This window comes from Delftia sp. PE138, from assembly GCF_018320755.1.
In the GTDB taxonomy this organism is placed as follows: Bacteria; Pseudomonadota; Gammaproteobacteria; order Burkholderiales; family Burkholderiaceae_C; genus Comamonas; species Comamonas tsuruhatensis.
Window position 1 is genome coordinate 22,304 of the sequence record NZ_JABEPN010000018.1, and the last position, 14,099, is coordinate 36,402.

General features: G+C 62.1%; 23 protein-coding genes. 5 read left to right on the forward strand and 18 right to left on the reverse strand.

Going from position 1 to position 14,099, the window contains the following annotated elements:
• The first annotated feature begins 256 nt into the window (after positions 1-256).
• Positions 257-967: a hypothetical protein gene (locus tag HFGMBDPB_RS29400; protein ID WP_209803516.1), complete on the forward strand. Its 711-nt coding sequence runs from the start codon at positions 257-259 to the stop codon at positions 965-967.
• 16 nt (positions 968-983) lie between these two features.
• Positions 984-1,454 (forward strand): hypothetical protein, encoded by a 471-nt coding sequence (locus tag HFGMBDPB_RS29405; protein ID WP_046238024.1) that lies wholly within the window; start codon positions 984-986, stop codon positions 1,452-1,454.
• Positions 1,455-1,765: 311 nt separating this feature from the next.
• Here HFGMBDPB_RS29405 and ptsP read toward each other — a convergent pair whose 3' ends face one another.
• The 4 genes from ptsP to HFGMBDPB_RS29425 all read right to left on the reverse strand — a co-directional run bounded on the left by ptsP (position 1,766) and on the right by HFGMBDPB_RS29425 (position 4,950).
• Positions 1,766-3,544, reverse strand: coding sequence for a phosphoenolpyruvate--protein phosphotransferase (gene ptsP / locus HFGMBDPB_RS29410; RefSeq protein ID WP_016448504.1), 1,779 nt, complete (start codon positions 3,542-3,544; stop codon positions 1,766-1,768).
• Positions 3,545-3,661: 117 nt separating this feature from the next.
• Positions 3,662-3,931: an HPr family phosphocarrier protein gene (locus HFGMBDPB_RS29415; RefSeq protein ID WP_016448505.1), complete on the reverse strand. Its 270-nt coding sequence runs from the start codon at positions 3,929-3,931 to the stop codon at positions 3,662-3,664.
• A complete protein-coding gene (locus HFGMBDPB_RS29420; protein ID WP_026061990.1) occupies positions 3,900-4,361 on the reverse strand; it encodes a PTS sugar transporter subunit IIA in 462 nt (153 codons plus the stop codon). Before HFGMBDPB_RS29420 ends, HFGMBDPB_RS29415 begins: the two co-directional genes overlap by 32 nt.
• A gap of 118 nt (positions 4,362-4,479) precedes the next feature.
• Positions 4,480-4,950 carry a hypothetical protein gene (locus tag HFGMBDPB_RS29425; RefSeq protein ID WP_227468475.1) on the reverse strand — a complete coding sequence of 157 codons (471 nt, stop codon included), beginning with the start codon at positions 4,948-4,950 and terminating at the stop codon, positions 4,480-4,482.
• Between the two features lie 275 nt (positions 4,951-5,225).
• On the opposite strand from HFGMBDPB_RS29425, the gene HFGMBDPB_RS29430 reads away from it, so the two are divergent.
• Positions 5,226-5,729: a TlpA disulfide reductase family protein gene (locus tag HFGMBDPB_RS29430; RefSeq protein ID WP_043792309.1), complete on the forward strand. Its 504-nt coding sequence runs from the start codon at positions 5,226-5,228 to the stop codon at positions 5,727-5,729.
• 64 nt (positions 5,730-5,793) lie between these two features.
• Here HFGMBDPB_RS29430 and HFGMBDPB_RS29435 read toward each other — a convergent pair whose 3' ends face one another.
• On the reverse strand, positions 5,794-6,240 hold the full coding sequence (locus tag HFGMBDPB_RS29435; RefSeq protein WP_016448509.1) for a c-type cytochrome: 447 nt from the start codon (positions 6,238-6,240) through the stop codon (positions 5,794-5,796).
• 158 nt (positions 6,241-6,398) lie between these two features.
• On the opposite strand from HFGMBDPB_RS29435, the gene HFGMBDPB_RS29440 reads away from it, so the two are divergent.
• Both HFGMBDPB_RS29440 and HFGMBDPB_RS29445 read left to right on the forward strand, forming a co-directional pair.
• A complete protein-coding gene (locus tag HFGMBDPB_RS29440; protein ID WP_043792306.1) occupies positions 6,399-7,097 on the forward strand; it encodes a cytochrome b/b6 domain-containing protein in 699 nt (232 codons plus the stop codon).
• Between the two features lie 65 nt (positions 7,098-7,162).
• A complete protein-coding gene (locus HFGMBDPB_RS29445) occupies positions 7,163-7,654 on the forward strand; it encodes a GNAT family N-acetyltransferase (protein WP_016448511.1) in 492 nt (163 codons plus the stop codon).
• Between the two features lie 109 nt (positions 7,655-7,763).
• Here HFGMBDPB_RS29445 and HFGMBDPB_RS29450 read toward each other — a convergent pair whose 3' ends face one another.
• From HFGMBDPB_RS29450 to HFGMBDPB_RS29510, 13 genes are all read right to left on the reverse strand, one after another.
• Positions 7,764-8,270: a peroxiredoxin gene (locus tag HFGMBDPB_RS29450; RefSeq protein ID WP_016448512.1), complete on the reverse strand. Its 507-nt coding sequence runs from the start codon at positions 8,268-8,270 to the stop codon at positions 7,764-7,766.
• Between the two features lie 118 nt (positions 8,271-8,388).
• Positions 8,389-8,658: a 30S ribosomal protein S17 gene (gene rpsQ / locus HFGMBDPB_RS29455; RefSeq protein WP_016448513.1), complete on the reverse strand. Its 270-nt coding sequence runs from the start codon at positions 8,656-8,658 to the stop codon at positions 8,389-8,391.
• A gap of 13 nt (positions 8,659-8,671) precedes the next feature.
• On the reverse strand, positions 8,672-8,869 hold the full coding sequence (gene rpmC / locus HFGMBDPB_RS29460) for a 50S ribosomal protein L29 (RefSeq protein ID WP_012202337.1): 198 nt from the start codon (positions 8,867-8,869) through the stop codon (positions 8,672-8,674).
• 10 nt (positions 8,870-8,879) lie between these two features.
• Positions 8,880-9,296, reverse strand: coding sequence for a 50S ribosomal protein L16 (gene rplP / locus HFGMBDPB_RS29465; protein ID WP_012202336.1), 417 nt, complete (start codon positions 9,294-9,296; stop codon positions 8,880-8,882).
• Positions 9,297-9,298: 2 nt separating this feature from the next.
• Positions 9,299-10,171 carry a 30S ribosomal protein S3 gene (gene rpsC, locus HFGMBDPB_RS29470; RefSeq protein WP_012202335.1) on the reverse strand — a complete coding sequence of 291 codons (873 nt, stop codon included), beginning with the start codon at positions 10,169-10,171 and terminating at the stop codon, positions 9,299-9,301.
• A gap of 16 nt (positions 10,172-10,187) precedes the next feature.
• Complete coding sequence (rplV, locus tag HFGMBDPB_RS29475) at positions 10,188-10,520, reverse strand: 50S ribosomal protein L22 (protein WP_012202334.1); 333 nt, start codon at positions 10,518-10,520, stop codon at positions 10,188-10,190.
• Between the two features lie 10 nt (positions 10,521-10,530).
• On the reverse strand, positions 10,531-10,806 hold the full coding sequence (gene rpsS, locus HFGMBDPB_RS29480; RefSeq protein ID WP_012202333.1) for a 30S ribosomal protein S19: 276 nt from the start codon (positions 10,804-10,806) through the stop codon (positions 10,531-10,533).
• A gap of 10 nt (positions 10,807-10,816) precedes the next feature.
• On the reverse strand, positions 10,817-11,641 hold the full coding sequence (gene rplB, locus HFGMBDPB_RS29485; protein WP_012202332.1) for a 50S ribosomal protein L2: 825 nt from the start codon (positions 11,639-11,641) through the stop codon (positions 10,817-10,819).
• 2 nt (positions 11,642-11,643) lie between these two features.
• On the reverse strand, positions 11,644-11,958 hold the full coding sequence (gene rplW / locus HFGMBDPB_RS29490) for a 50S ribosomal protein L23 (RefSeq protein WP_012202331.1): 315 nt from the start codon (positions 11,956-11,958) through the stop codon (positions 11,644-11,646).
• Positions 11,955-12,575 (reverse strand): 50S ribosomal protein L4, encoded by a 621-nt coding sequence (gene rplD, locus HFGMBDPB_RS29495; protein WP_012202330.1) that lies wholly within the window; start codon positions 12,573-12,575, stop codon positions 11,955-11,957. Before rplD ends, rplW begins: the two co-directional genes overlap by 4 nt.
• On the reverse strand, positions 12,575-13,249 hold the full coding sequence (gene rplC / locus HFGMBDPB_RS29500) for a 50S ribosomal protein L3 (protein WP_012202329.1): 675 nt from the start codon (positions 13,247-13,249) through the stop codon (positions 12,575-12,577). Before rplC ends, rplD begins: the two co-directional genes overlap by 1 nt.
• A 211-nt stretch (positions 13,250-13,460) precedes the next feature.
• Complete coding sequence (gene rpsJ / locus HFGMBDPB_RS29505; RefSeq protein WP_003059431.1) at positions 13,461-13,772, reverse strand: 30S ribosomal protein S10; 312 nt, start codon at positions 13,770-13,772, stop codon at positions 13,461-13,463.
• 24 nt (positions 13,773-13,796) lie between these two features.
• A partial coding sequence (locus HFGMBDPB_RS29510; RefSeq protein ID WP_502757486.1) for an EF-Tu C-terminal domain-related protein occupies positions 13,797-14,099 on the reverse strand: 303 nt, incomplete at its 5' end.

Genomic DNA, 14,099 nt, shown 5'->3' on the forward strand with positions numbered 1-14,099 from the left:
CAGGCCATCCCCTTTTTCATGTCTGGAGGCATGGCATTCAGGCGCCGGTTTTGACCTGAATACACATTCAGCAACAAACAATCGATGCCATGTGTCACCGGCATCTCGGTTGATGAATTTCCCGATCTCTTTATGATGCCGATTTTCCGAATGCTTTCTGCATTCAAAAAAATCCAAACGACCCAGGAATGCGGCTCAACGACATGAAATCCAGGATTTCGGGCGTTCGGGCGCCGATCCATTGACAAAGGGATAAATGCATATGGCCAATGACGAGCAAAAGGACCGTGCAGCATTCGATGCCGCCATACAGGCACTGAAAGCAGAGGTTGCCAATGCCGGGGTGCATCTCTCGCTGGACTCATCTGCACGCCTGGCCTATGCCCGACAGATTCAGGCCATGGCCAACGAGCTTCAGTTGCAGGCCACGAGCGGCCGCATCACCTGGGGACAGGCTGCACAACAGGCCCAGGAGGCCCGCAATGTCATCATGGAGATCATCCGAGGCCGCAGCACCCCCGTGGGCAGAGCCATGGCGCAACGCATCAAGAGCGAGGGCAAGACGCTCAATGAGCTGATTGCCCGCAAGGCCCAGCAATTGCACGGCCCCAACGTGCGGTTCGATCGCCTCACGGCGGCCCAGCAAAACGCCGTGTATGGCGAAATCGTCAAATCCGCCGGCAAGTCCAATGCCGCCATCACCCAGAGAATGCGCACGCTCTCCCGGGCAGGACGCGGCCTCCTGGTCTTCTCCATTGCGGTATCGGTCTACACCATCGCCAACGCAGACAACAAGGTGGAGGCCGCCGGCAAGGAATTGGCCGTCACAGGTGCCGGGATCGGTGGAGGCATGGCAGGTGGTGCCCTGGCCGGGCTGGCCTGCGGGCCCGGGGCACCTGCCTGCGTGGTGATCGGCGCATTTGTCGGCGGGGCACTGGCTGCCATAGGCGTCGAATTCCTCTGGTGAAACTTCAGGACAACAGATGCGCATCCTCTCCGACCGGCAGTTGTCACTGCAGCCCGCCGCATCCCATCCTGCAGGGCAGGTACCGCAAAGCCGCCTGGTGCTCAACGGGAATGCAACGCCCATTCTGGTGGACGGCACCATTCTCGAGGCAGCCTTTCAATGGAACGACCTCTACCTTCTGTTCACCACCGATGACACGCCCATGGAGGAGATGCTGCGGATCACGCTGCTCGACGAGAATTTGCAGGCACTCGACAAGGCCGTGATAGGCAGCATGTATTCCACGGGCAGCTTCTCGTTGCTGCCATCGGACGAACGATCGCTGGTGCGATTTCGATTCATGGGAAATACGGACTGGAGTGTCGAAATCCTGCAGGAACCTGGATTCCGGCTGCCATTTCTTGGCGATCCGCGCGCCGTCACGCGCCCCCTGGGGTTTTCGCGGCGCTTTGTCGTGCGAGGCCATCCTGAGCCGGAACACAACTGATGCCGACGCAGTTGAAGGCAATAAAAAAGCAGGGCCAACGTGCATGCCCTGCTTGAATTGAATGCAATCGTGCTTTCCCGTTCCACGTAGAAAAAAAGCCTGGCTAACCGGCAGACCGCTGGCTGGCAAACCGACTTGCTGCAGGCTGAACAGGCCTGGCGAGTCGCCCCACGATGAAACTGAAAAAGCTTGCAGCTCGAATTCCCCACCAGAGAGCTTCTTGCTGCATTGGAGCGGATCATAACATCGAATGAGAATCAATCGCAACTGAAGTTGTGATTTTTTTGCCTCGCGCCTTCACTCGACCGAAGTCATGGGCTCAGCAGCGCTGCCGGGCTGTCCGAACGAAGGACTTCCTGCGCCCAGGCGGCTAGCTTGCGTGTGTCGGCACGCAAGATTTCCTGCTTGACGACCAGGATCTGCGCCGGATGCATGGAAAAGCTGCGCAGGCCCAGGCCCAGCAGCAGGCGCGTCATGGCCACATCGCCGGCGGTCTCCCCGCAGACACAGACGCTCTTGCCTTGCGCCCGTCCTTCGGCGATCACATCCGCCACCAGCTTGAGCACGGCGGGATGCAGGGGATCGTAGAGATGGGCCACGGTCTCGTCGGCGCGGTCGATGGCCAGCGTGTACTGGATCAGGTCGTTGGTGCCGATGGACAGGAAGTCGAAATAGCGCAGGAAGGTGCGCACGATCAGCGCTGCCGCAGGCACCTCGATCATGGCGCCCAGCTTGACCGGGCCGTGCGCCACGCCGCGCGCGTCAAGCTCGCTTTGCGCCAACCTCACATGGGCCAGGGTCTGCTCGATCTCGCTTTGGTGGGCCAGCATGGGGAACAGCAGATGGATCTGCCCATGCGCGGCAGCACGCAGGATGGCGCGCAGCTGGGTGCGGAACATGGCCGGATCGGCCAGGCTCCAGCGGATGGCGCGCAGACCCAGCGCGGGGTTCAGGTAGTAGTCCTTGGGCTGGGCCTTGTCCAGCGGCTTGTCGGCGCCCACGTCCAGCGTGCGAATGGTCACGGGCATGCCCTGCATTCCATCCACGGCTTCGCGGTAGGCCCGGTATTGCTCTTCCTCGCCGGGCAGGTTGCCGCCACGCCCCATGAACAGGAATTCCGTGCGGAACAGCCCCACGCCCACCGCGCCCGCATGCACGGCCGCAGGCCCGTCGCCGGGCTGCTCGATGTTGGCCAGCAGCTCGATACGCTCTCCGTCCAGCGTCAGCGCAGGCGTGTGGCGCAGGCGCGAGAGGCGCTCGCGCTCGAGCTCGTTCTGGCGCTGGCGAAAGCCATATTCGGCCAGGATGATGGGTGAGGGATCGACGATGACGACCCCTGCATTGCCGTCGATGATGATCCAGTCGTCCTGGCGGATCAGTTGCCCCGCAGCCCGGGCGCCGACCACGGCAGGAATGTCCATGCTGCGCGCCACGATGGCCGTGTGCGAAGTGCGGCCACCCACGGCCGTGATGAAGCCGGCAAACAACCGGCTCTTGAACTGCAGCATGTCCACTGGCGACAGGTCCTGCGCCACCAGAACCAGCGGCGCCTCGGTGGCGCCATCGAGCAGCAGCGGCTGCTGCGGCGGCGTGCCCTCCCCCGTTGCCTCGACTGCCAACAGCTCGGCCGGTGCGGGCACGGGGCTGGCCATGCCCTTCATATGGCGCAGGATGCGCTCGACCACCTGCTCGAGGTCCGCCTTGCGCTCGCGCAGGTATTCGTCCTCCATCTCGTCGAACTGGCGCGAGACGACCTCCAGCTGCGTGGTCAGCGCCCATTCGGCGTTGTAGAGGCGATCGGATATCCAGTGCTTGATGGCGGCGGCCAGGGCCTCGTCCTGCAAAAGCAGCAGGTGGACGTCGAGCAAGGCATCGAGCTCGCCCGGCGCATCCTTGGGCATTTCATCCTGCAGGCGGCGCAGCTCGTCGATGACGGCATTGCGCGCACTGCGGGCACGGTCGATTTCCGCGTCCACCTGGTCGGGCCGGATGAAGTAGTGCACCACCTCCATGCGGCTGGAGGCCACCACCACCGCACGCCCTATGGCGATACCCCGTGACACGGCCAGTCCGTGGATTGCAAACGTCATTGCGCCTGTCCTTTGCCTGCTGCTGCGCAGGCCCCGGACCGTCGCAATGCGGCATCGTCCAGTTCCAGCGCGTGTTGCTCTGTTGCGCTCACCGCCTGCCAGCGCCGCAAAGGCACATTACTGGCCTTCGCCAAACTTGTCGTTGATCAGGGCGGTCAGCGCATCCATGGCTTCCTGCTCCTGTGCTCCGTCGGTCTCCAGCAGCACCTCGGAGCCCATGCCGGCAGCCAGCATCATCACGCCCATGATGCTCTTGGCATTGATGCGCCGCTCGCCCTTGCTCATCCAGACTTCGCAGGGAAAGCTGCCTGCAAGCTTGGTGAGCTTGGCGGAGGCGCGGGCGTGCAGGCCCAGTTTATTGCTGATGGTGATAGGGGTCTTGATCATTGGATGGTCGCGGACTCTGGTTCTGAGGCGTGTTCACGCCCACCTGCATCACCCCATGGCTGCCTCCCGCCAAGGCACGCTCGGCCACGGCTTCCAGCGCCTCGTGGCGATAGCCTATGGAGCGCAGCAGCATGGGCAAGTTCACTCCGGCCACCAGCCGCCCGGCAGGCAGTTGCGCCACAAGGCGCTGCGCCACGTTGCAGGGCGTCGCACCAAAGAGGTCGGTCAGCACCAGCGTGGGCAGCCCCAGCAGGCCGCCATGGTCTTCAAGCAACTGCTCGGCACGCATCAGGGTGGCCTCGGGCGGCTCCTGAGCGGGCACATCCAGGGCAAGGACGTCCTCGGCACTGTCGGCGAACACATGCAGGGCGCATTCGCGCAGTGCCTGGGCCAAAGGTGCGTGGGTGAACAAAAGGATGCGCGTGGTCATGAAGTCACAGGGTTCGGAGTCGATTATGGCGTGCGAAGGCGCATGCAGGGCAAACGGCGCGCCTGCGCTGCGCTCCATGCCACAGTTGCCTCCCGCATCCGTGGCTCCAAACCTGTTGCTACTGCAGTTGCAGGCTGGCGAAGAAGTTGTTGGCCTCGTCTGTGCGCGGCTTGTCGCTGTAGATCACGGCATGGTAGAGGCGCGCGCCCGCCGGCTCCATTCGTGCAAACCACACGCCATGGGCCGTGAGCTTCCAGCCCTGGGGACCCACGCCTTCAAACGTGGTGCGCAGCGACTGCGGCAGATTCAAGGCGCCTGCAGGCACGAAGGAGCCATCTTCCTTGGAGCGCAATTGCTTGGCGCCGGCCGGCGCCTGTCCCGGCGCACCCGGATTCATCTGACCGAGCACGGCCGCCTGCCAGTACGACAGCATCTCGGCGGCCCTGGAGGGCTCGCTGACCAGGAAGTGGGAAACCGCGTAGGTGGACGCATCGGCGTCGCATCCCATCATGGACATCTGCACCGTGCCCATGCCCTGGCCCAGTTCCACCGGCCGGGTGGCCGATTGCGGATCGCAAGGCAAAAGCACACGCAGTGGCGTGCCCTCGACCGCAACCTGCCGCCAATCCAGCCGGGGACTGCATGCGGCCAAGGGCGTCAACACCAGCACAGCGGCAGCAAGCCGCATGGCAGGAGCGCGGAGCCTTGCCATGGGGATCAAAAAGCTTTCCATCAATGTCATGCCGGCATTATCGACACGGCCCGCTTGACCGAGACCCGAACTTTTGCCCTTGCCGCGCATCGAAACGCGGTGCACGGCATGCGTGCAGGCCTACGGGCACAACTTTGGGCACAATCGTCGCTATGGCAAGCAAACATTGGATCGCAGGCGTGGTGATCGCCGCAGCCGCCGGAATGGGCGCATGGGTGTATTCGGGCGCAGGCCAGACGGCGGCGCCGCAATCGACCTTCGTGCTGCTGGATGGCAGCAAGCAGACCACGGCCGATTTCAAGGGCAAGGTGACGCTGGTCAATTTCTGGGCCACCAGCTGCACCACCTGCGTGGCCGAGATGCCGGAGATCGTCGCCACCCACCGGAAATTCCAGGGCCAGGGCTTCGAGACCCTGGCCGTGGCCATGAGCTACGACCCGCCCAGCTATGTGGTGAACTTCGCCGATTCGCGCAAGCTGCCGTTCAAGGTGGCGCTGGACAACACCGGCGCCGTGGCCCGCGCCTGGGGTGATGTGCAGCTGACGCCCACCACCTACATCGTCAACAAGCGCGGCGACATCGTGAAGCGCTATGTGGGAGCGCCTGACTTCGCCGAGTTGCACCGGCTGATCGAGAAACTGCTGGCCGAAGCCTGATACGGCGCAGGCAAGCCCAGAAAAAAACCGGCATCACGCCGGTTTTTTTGCATCTGCATGCCGATCAGCGGCTGCGGAAGCTGTCGTGGCAGGCCTTGCAGCTGGCAGCGGCCGGGCCGAAGGCCGCCTTGAGCTGGTCCAGGTTGCCGGACTTGGCCGCAGCAGCGAGCTTGACAGTCTCGGCCTGCATCTTCTCCGACAGATCCTGGAACTTGGCCTGCTCCTTCCAGATTTCAGGCTTGGCCTTTCCACCCTCCGTGCCTGCGCCGAAACCTGCCCAGGGCAGCTTGGCCATGAAGGCCACCACCTCGGCGTTTTCCTGGGCCGCCTTGGCATCGAAGGGGATCTTTCCGTTCGCCATCGCACCCAGGCGACCGAAGTGCTGGCCCAGCACGGCCAGCGCGCCCTGGCGGTACTTGATGGCGTCCTCGGACTTGGCAAACTGGGCGGAAGCCGGCAGCGCGGTAGCGGCCACCAGGGCGGCCAGCGCCCATGCAGAAACTTTCTTCATCGTGGTTTTCCTTTTCGAGTGTGGGGAAATCTGCCGGTCAGTATGGCAGTGACGCCTTGCGGGCGCAGCTTTGATTGACCGCAGCCAGGGTGCATTGACTGCCGGCTCCGGAATGCAGGTCGGCACAATGCACTCATTCCCACCCACACGCTCATGCCATGGCACAAGAACCGACCGCACAAGGCGCCGCCAAGCACAAGGTCCGCATCTGGGACCTGCCCACCCGGCTGTTTCACTGGCTGCTGGCCGCAACCGTGATTGCCCTGGTCGTGACGGCCAAACTGGGCGGCAATGCCATGAACTGGCATCTGCTGCTGGGCCATGTCATGCTGGCCTTGCTGCTGTTTCGCCTGTTGTGGGGCCTGGTGGGTGGCCGCTGGTCGCGCTTTGCCAGCTTCATCCATGCACCTTCCGCCCTGCTGCGCCATCTGCGCGGACAAGGAGCGGAGAGCGACAGCGCAGGCCACAGCCCGTTGGGCGCTCTGTCCGTGCTGGCCATGCTGGCGGTGCTGATCGCCCAGGTAGGCAGCGGATTGCTCAGCGATGACGAGATTGCGTTCTCCGGGCCGCTGAGCCGCTTCGCATCGGGCGGCACGGTGGCGCAGGCCACGGCCTATCACGCGCATTGGGGACAGTATTTGCTGTACGCACTGGTGGCCCTGCATCTTCTGGCCATCGTGTTCTATGCTTGGCGCGGGCGCGGCCTGGTGCGAGCCATGGTGACCGGGGACAAACAGTTGTCCGCGCCAGTACCCGCCTCACGCGACACGGCAGGCAGCCGTTGGCTGGCCTTGGCCCTGGCCTTCGGGGCAGGCGCTGCGGCATGGTGGGTACAGCAGCTTGGTGGCGCTTTCTGACGGCGCAGCCAGAGGTGGGCCGCTTGCCGCTACACTGCGCTTTCCGTCGTTTTAGCTGAGTGCCCGTGGACAAGCCTGCTGTCGCCTTGCTGGCGCCGAATCCCGCGGAAGACTGGGACGAAGTCCGCCAGATCTTCCGGGAGTACGCTGCAAGCCTGGATGTCGATCTGCAATTTCAAGATTTCGAGGCCGAGATCGCCGATCTGCCCGGCGACTACGCTGCGCCGCGCGGCCACATCCTGCTGGCCAGGGTCGATGGCGCAGTGGCCGGCTGCTGCGCCCTGCGACCCCTGGACAACTGCGACTACGCCAATGCCGCCGAGATGAGGCGCCTGTTCGTGCGCAAGGCCTTTCGCGGTTTCGGACTGGGTCGGCAGCTGGCCGAAGCCATGCTTGATGTGGCGCGCCAGGCCGGCTATGACCATGTGCTGCTGGACACGCTGGACGACATGGAATCGGCCCGCGCCCTCTACGTCGATCTGGGCTTCGAGGAAATCCCGCCCTACTATCACAACCCCATCGCGGGGGCGCACTACCTCAAGGCCGATATCTTCTAGGCCGGCCTGGCTGAACCAGCGCCCCCAATACAAAAAGGCATTGCACCCGGGTGCAATGCCTTTTTTTTCGCAATAGCGCGGTGCACAGGCCAGAAGGCCTGCAGCGCGATCAGGCCTTGGCCTGGCCCAGCAAAGTGGCCGCGTCGCTGACCTCGAACTTGCCAGGGCCTTCCACGTTCAGCGTGACGACCTTGCCGTCCTTGACCAGCATGGAATAGCGGTTGCTGCGCAGGCCCAGGCCCTTGCCGTTCAGATCCAGCGTCAGGCCGGTGGCCTTGGCGAATGCGGCGTCGCCGTCGGCCAGCATGCGCACCTTGCCATCGGTCTTCTGGTCGCGGGCCCATGCGCCCATCACGAAGGCGTCGTTGACCGACAGGCACCAGATCTCGTCCACGCCGGCAGCCTTGAAGGCTTCGGCCTGCTCCACGAAGCCGGGCACATGCTTGGCCGAGCAGGTGGGAGTGAATGCACCGGGCACGGCGAAGACCGCGATGGTCTTGCCTGCAGCGGCTTCGGGCAGCTTCACGGGGTTGGGGCCGATGCTGCAGCCATTGCCTTCGACTTCCACGTATTCCATCAGGGTGGCAGCGGGCAGGGCATCTCCGACTTTGATCATCTCTATCTCCTTTGTGGTGCAAAACCGGGGGCCGCCGAAATGGCGGTCCCCAAACGAAAAAACGACCCACATTGTGGGTCGTTTCCTGTGGCTTTGCAGCCGGTGGGCCTAGGTAGGCTTACACCAGAGCAGCCTTTTGCACCAAGCGGGTAGCAACCCAGTTCTTGGTCTTGGACAGCGGGCGGCTTTCCGTGATTTCGATCACGTCGCCCAGCTTGTACTCACCTTGCTCGTCGTGAGCGTGGTACTTGCTGGACTTGATCATGATCTTGTCATAGATCGGGTGCTTGACGCGGCGTTCAACCATGACCGTCACGGTCTTGGCACGCTTGTCGCTGACCACCTTGCCAATCAAGGTGCGCTTGAGGGATTTTTTAGCTTCCGTCATGTCGGCTTCCTGATTACTTGGCGGCTTGCTTTTCAGCAAGGATGGTCTTGGCGCGGGCGATGTCACGGCGCGTGGTACGCAGCGTGTTCGTGTTACCCAGCTGTTGCGTGGCCTTTTGCATACGCAGACCAAAGTGAGCCTTTTGCAGGGACTTCACTTCGGCTTCCAGGCCGGCAACGTCTTTTTGGCGGAGTTCAGCAGCTTTCGTCATGTTGTTCTCCTTAGGCACCAATTTGACGGGACACGAAGGTCGTACGCAGCGGCAGCTTTGCAGCGGCCAGGCGGAACGCTTCACGAGCCAGCTCTTCAGGGACGCCCACGATTTCGTAGAGCACCTTGCCGGGCTGGATTTCGGCCACGTAGTACTCGGGGTTGCCCTTACCGTTACCCATACGCACTTCTGCGGGCTTGGTAGAGATTGGCTTGTCCGGGAACACGCGGATCCAGATACGACCGCCGCGCTTGACGTGACGCGAGATCGCGCGGCGAGCCGCTTCGATCTGACGTGCCGTCAGGCGACCACGGTCAGTGGACTTCAGGCCGAAGTCACCGAAAGCAACGGAGTTACCACGCGTTGCAATACCGGTGTTGCGACCCTTTTGCTCCTTGCGGTATTTGCGGCGAGCAGGTTGCAGCATCTTTATTCTCCTTTACCGTCCGCTGCTGTAGCGGGCGCGTCAGTCTTGCGAACGCGCTTAACGGAATCAGCGCCAGCGCCGGCGGGCTTGTCGCTGCCGTCTGCAGGTGCTGCGTTAGCGCCTGCGGGGCGGCGGGCACCACGGCCAGCACCGTCACGACGACCATCGCCGCGACCATCGCGACGGGGGCCGCGAGGACGACGCTCTTCTTCGGGGCGGGGGGTCTCGGCTGCCGGCAGGTCGTTACGACCCAGCGTGTCACCCTTGTAGACCCAGACCTTCACACCGATCACACCGTAGGTCGTCTTGGCTTCGGAGAAGCCATAGTCGATGTCGGCGCGCAGCGTGTGAAGTGGCACACGGCCTTCGCGGTACCACTCGCAGCGTGCAATTTCGATACCGTTCAGACGGCCCGAAGACATGATCTTGATGCCTTGGGCACCCAGACGCATGGCGTTTTGCATCGCACGCTTCATGGCGCGGCGGAACATGATGCGCTTTTCGAGCTGCTGGCAGATCGAGTCGGCGATCAGCTTGGCATCGATTTCAGGCTTGCGCACTTCTTCGATGTTCACAGCCACGGGCACGCCCAGACGGGTTGCGAGTTCCTTCTTCAGGTTCTCGATGTCCTCGCCCTTCTTGCCGATCACGACACCAGGACGTGCCGAGAAGATCGTGATGCGGGCGTTCTTTGCAGGACGCTCGATCAGGATGCGCGACACGGCGGCGTTCTTCAGCTTGGCCTTCAGGAACTCGCGCACCTTGATGTCTTCGGCCAGCATGCCGGCGAAGTCGCGGTTGCTTGCGTACCAACGGCTGGCCCAGTTGCGGCTAACAGCCAGGCGGAAGCCGGTAGGATGGATTTTCTGTCCCATATTCTTCCCAGGCCTTTCAGTTGCCAACCGTCACGTACACGTGGCACGTGGGCTTGCTGATGCGATTGCCGCGGCCCTTTGCACGCGCGGTGAAGCGCTTGAGCGTGGTGCCTTGTTCGACGAAGATGGTCTTGACCTTCAGTTCGTCGATGTCGGCGCCGTCGTTGTGCTCGGCGTTGGCGATGGCGGACTCGAGCACCTTCTTGATGATCACGGCAGCTTTTTTCTGCGTGAACGTCAGGATGTTCAGGGCTTGGTCCACTTTCTTGCCGCGGATCAGGTCCGCGACCAGGCGACCCTTGTCCACAGACAGGCGGACGCCACGGAGAACAGCACGTGTTTCAGACATGTTCTATTCCTTACTTCTTGGCTTTTTTGTCCGCCGGGTGACCCTTGAAGGTACGGGTCAGCGCGAATTCGCCGAGCTTGTGGCCGACCATCTGGTCAGTCACATACACGGGCACGTGCTGCTTGCCGTTGTGCACGGCAATGGTCAGACCGATGAACTCGGGCAGAACCATGGAGCGACGCGACCAGGTCTTGACGGGCTTCTTGTCCTTGGTGGCGACGGCCTTCTCGGCCTTTGCCAGCAAGTGATGGTCAACAAACGGACCCTTTTTAAGAGAACGAGTCATTTGCTACCCTTTACTTCTTACGACGCGACACAATCATCGACTGCGTGCGCTTGTTGTTACGGGTACGGTAGCCCTTCGTCAGGTTGCCCCATGGGTCAACAGCGTGACGACCTTCACCGGTCTTGCCTTCACCACCACCGTGCGGGTGATCGACAGGGTTCATCACCACGCCGCGAACGGTCGGGCGGATACCCATCCAGCGCTTCACACCGGCCTTGCCCAGACGGCGCAGGCTGTGCTCTTCGTTGGCGACTTCACCGATGGTCGCGCGGCATTCGATGTGCACCTTGCGCACTTCGCCGGAACGCATACGCACTTGGGCGTAGATGCCTTCACGGGCCAGCAGCGTAGCCGACGTACCAGCCGAACGGGCGATCTGCGCGCCAGCGCCGATCTTCAGTTCGATGCAGTGGATGGTCGAACCCACGGGGATGTTGCGGATCGGCAGGGTGTTGCCCACGCGGATCGGGGCTTCCGAACCGCTGACGATCGTTGCGCCGACTTCCAGGTTGCGCGGAGCAATGATGTAGCGACGCTCGCCGTCGGCATAGCACACCAGAGCGATGTGGGCCGTACGGTTGGGGTCGTACTCAATGCGCTCGACCTTGGCGGGGATGCCGTCCTTGGTGCGCTTGAAGTCCACCACGCGATAGTGGTGCTTGTGGCCACCGCCCTTGTGACGGGTGGTGATGTGACCGTTGTTGTTACGGCCCGACTTCTGGTGCTGAGGCTCCAGCAGGGGGGCGAAACCTGCACCCTTGTGCAGATGGTCACGCGTGACCTTGACCGTGCCGCGTTGGCCGGGGGTCGTCGGTTTGAGCTTGATAACAGCCATGATTACGCAGCCTCCCCGGACAGGTTCAGCTCTTGACCGGGCTTGAGCATCACGTAGGCCTTGCGAACGTGGTCGCGGCGGCCGGTGGTCTTGCCAAAGCGCTTGGTCTTGCCCTTGATGTTCACCACGGAGACACCAGCAACTTCCACCTTGAACATCAGTTCCACGGCGGCCTTGATTTCATGCTTGGTGGCGCTCTGCAGCACCTTGAACGTCACGGCGTTGGACTTCTCTGCAACCATGGTGGCCTTTTCGGACACGATGGGAGCAACCAACACCTGCATCAGACGACCTTCGTCAAACTTGAGCGTGCTCATTCGAACATCTCCTTGAGTTTGTCGATCGCACCCTTGGTGACGAGCACTTTCTTGTAGTGCACCAGCGACACGGGGTCGGCGTAGCGCGGCTCGACCACGAACACGTTCTTCAGATTGCGGGAAGCCAGGTACAGGTTCTCGTCGACTTCTTCAGCGATCACCATGACCGATTCCAGGTTCATGGCCTTGAACTTGTCGGCCAGCACCTTGGTCTTGGGGCTTTCGAGCTTGAGCGAGTCCACCACGGCCAGACGGCCTTCGCGGGCCAGCTGCGACAGGATGGCAACCATGCCGGCGCGGTACATCTTCTTGTTGATCTTCTGCGTGAAGTTTTCTTCAGGCAGATTCGGGAAGATGCGGCCGCCGCCACGCCACAGAGGCGAGGAGGACATACCGGCACGAGCACGGCCGGTGCCCTTTTGCTTGAACGGCTTGGCGGTCGTGTGACGAACCTGCTCGCGGTCCTTCTGAGCGCGAGTGCCCTGGCGTGCGTTGGCACGGTAGGCGATCACGATCTGGTGGACGAGGTCTTCGTTGAATTCACGGCCGAAAACAGTCTCGGGCGCATCAAACTTGGATGCGGCCTGGCCTTGTTCATTCAGGAGTTCGAGCTGCATTAGTTCGCTCCCTTGGAAGCTTTGGCCTTGATGGCGGGGCGCACCGTCACGAAGCCACCCTTGGAGCCCGGAACAGCGCCCTTGATCAAGAGCAGTTGGCGTGCTTCGTCAATGCGAACCACGTCGAGATTTTGGGTGGTGATGGTTTCATCGCCCATGTGGCCGGTCATCTTCTTGCCCGGGAACACGCGACCTGGATCCTGGGCCATCGAGATGGAGCCGGGAACATTGTGCGAACGGCTGTTGCCGTGCGAGGCGCGCTGCGAGCGGAAGTTGTGACGCTTGATGGTGCCGGCGAAGCCCTTACCGATGGAAGTGCCTTGCACGTCCACCTTCTGGCCCACCGAGAACAGCTCGGCGACGGGCAGGACGGAGCCTGCGGCGTACTTGCCAGCGGTTTCTTCGGTCACGCGGAATTCACCCATCACTTCACCGGCTTCGACACCTGCCTTGGCAAGGTGGCCGGCTTCTGGCTTGGTCACGCGAGATGCCTTGCGCGAACCGAAAGTGACCTGCAGGGCCACGTAGCCATCGTTCTCTTGGGTTTTGACCTGAGTCACGCGGTTGTTCGACACATCCACCACTGTGACAGGCACTGCGTCCCCATCATCAGTGAACAGACGCATCATGCCCACCTTGCGACCCAGCAACCCGAGGGAGTTGCTCAGACTCATTTGTTTGCTCCAAAACTTCCGCCGCTGAAACTGCAATTGGCCCAGCGTTGCGCTCCCGCCCCAGATGTCCAAGGCCTTGCGCACGAAAGAAGGTTGATAAAACTTCGCTCAAGAAAGGCGAAGCCCCAAATTTTAACGCGAACTGCCTTTTCAAGCAAGTTCGCGTTAAATCAAAGCCCTTCAACGGCCCCGCAAGGGGCCTGTGAAGTACTTATTGCAGCTTGATCTCGACGTCCACACCTGCGGGCAGGTCCAGCTTCATCAGAGCGTCAACCGTCTTGTCAGTCGGGTCAACGATGTCCATCAGGCGCTGGTGAGTGCGGATTTCGAACTGGTCGCGGCTGGTCTTGTTGACGTGCGGCGAGCGCAGGATGTCGAAGCGCTTCATGCGTGTCGGCAGGGGCACGGGACCCTTGACGATGGCGCCGGTGCGCTTGGCAGTGTCAACGATTTCAGCAGCCGACTGGTCGATCAGCTTGTAGTCAAACGCCTTCAGGCGGATGCGGATTTTTTGCTTGGACATTGTGTATTCCTAGTTTTCTAAGAATTACGCAATGATCTTGGCAACCACGCCAGCGCCCACGGTACGGCCGCCTTCGCGGATAGCGAAGCGCAGACCTTCTTCCATGGCGATGGGGGCGATCAGCTTGACGGTGATCGACACGTTATCGCCAGGCATCACCATTTCCTTGTCGGCGGGCAGCTCGATGGAGCCGGTCACGTCGGTCGTGCGGAAATAGAACTGGGGACGGTAGTTGTTGAAGAACGGAGTGTGGCGACCACCTTCGTCCTTGGACAGCACGTACACCTCAGCCGTGAAGTGGGTGTGGGGCTTGATGGAGCCGGGCTT

Coding starts and splice junctions, on each gene's coding strand:
- HFGMBDPB_RS29420 (WP_026061990.1), bottom strand. CDS start 4,361: ATGACCACGCGCATCCTTTTGTTCACCCACGCACCTTTGGCCCAGGCA.
- rplP (WP_012202336.1), bottom strand. CDS start 9,296: ATGCTGCAACCTGCTCGCCGCAAATACCGCAAGGAGCAAAAGGGTCGC.
- rpsJ (WP_003059431.1), bottom strand. CDS start 13,772: ATGTCCAAGCAAAAAATCCGCATCCGCCTGAAGGCGTTTGACTACAAG.
- rpsS (WP_012202333.1), bottom strand. CDS start 10,806: ATGACTCGTTCTCTTAAAAAGGGTCCGTTTGTTGACCATCACTTGCTG.
- HFGMBDPB_RS29435 (WP_016448509.1), bottom strand. CDS start 6,240: ATGAAGAAAGTTTCTGCATGGGCGCTGGCCGCCCTGGTGGCCGCTACC.
- rpsQ (WP_016448513.1), bottom strand. CDS start 8,658: ATGACGGAAGCTAAAAAATCCCTCAAGCGCACCTTGATTGGCAAGGTG.
- rplW (WP_012202331.1), bottom strand. CDS start 11,958: ATGAGCACGCTCAAGTTTGACGAAGGTCGTCTGATGCAGGTGTTGGTT.
- HFGMBDPB_RS29400 (WP_209803516.1), top strand. CDS start 257: ATGCATATGGCCAATGACGAGCAAAAGGACCGTGCAGCATTCGATGCC.
- rplB (WP_012202332.1), bottom strand. CDS start 11,641: ATGGCTGTTATCAAGCTCAAACCGACGACCCCCGGCCAACGCGGCACG.
- rpsC (WP_012202335.1), bottom strand. CDS start 10,171: ATGGGACAGAAAATCCATCCTACCGGCTTCCGCCTGGCTGTTAGCCGC.
- rplD (WP_012202330.1), bottom strand. CDS start 12,575: ATGCAGCTCGAACTCCTGAATGAACAAGGCCAGGCCGCATCCAAGTTT.
- rplV (WP_012202334.1), bottom strand. CDS start 10,520: ATGTCTGAAACACGTGCTGTTCTCCGTGGCGTCCGCCTGTCTGTGGAC.
- HFGMBDPB_RS29405 (WP_046238024.1), top strand. CDS start 984: ATGCGCATCCTCTCCGACCGGCAGTTGTCACTGCAGCCCGCCGCATCC.
- HFGMBDPB_RS29450 (WP_016448512.1), bottom strand. CDS start 8,270: ATGATCAAAGTCGGAGATGCCCTGCCCGCTGCCACCCTGATGGAATAC.
- HFGMBDPB_RS29440 (WP_043792306.1), top strand. CDS start 6,399: ATGGCACAAGAACCGACCGCACAAGGCGCCGCCAAGCACAAGGTCCGC.
- ptsP (WP_016448504.1), bottom strand. CDS start 3,544: ATGACGTTTGCAATCCACGGACTGGCCGTGTCACGGGGTATCGCCATA.
- rplC (WP_012202329.1), bottom strand. CDS start 13,249: ATGAGTCTGAGCAACTCCCTCGGGTTGCTGGGTCGCAAGGTGGGCATG.
- HFGMBDPB_RS29430 (WP_043792309.1), top strand. CDS start 5,226: ATGGCAAGCAAACATTGGATCGCAGGCGTGGTGATCGCCGCAGCCGCC.
- HFGMBDPB_RS29415 (WP_016448505.1), bottom strand. CDS start 3,931: ATGATCAAGACCCCTATCACCATCAGCAATAAACTGGGCCTGCACGCC.
- rpmC (WP_012202337.1), bottom strand. CDS start 8,869: ATGACGAAAGCTGCTGAACTCCGCCAAAAAGACGTTGCCGGCCTGGAA.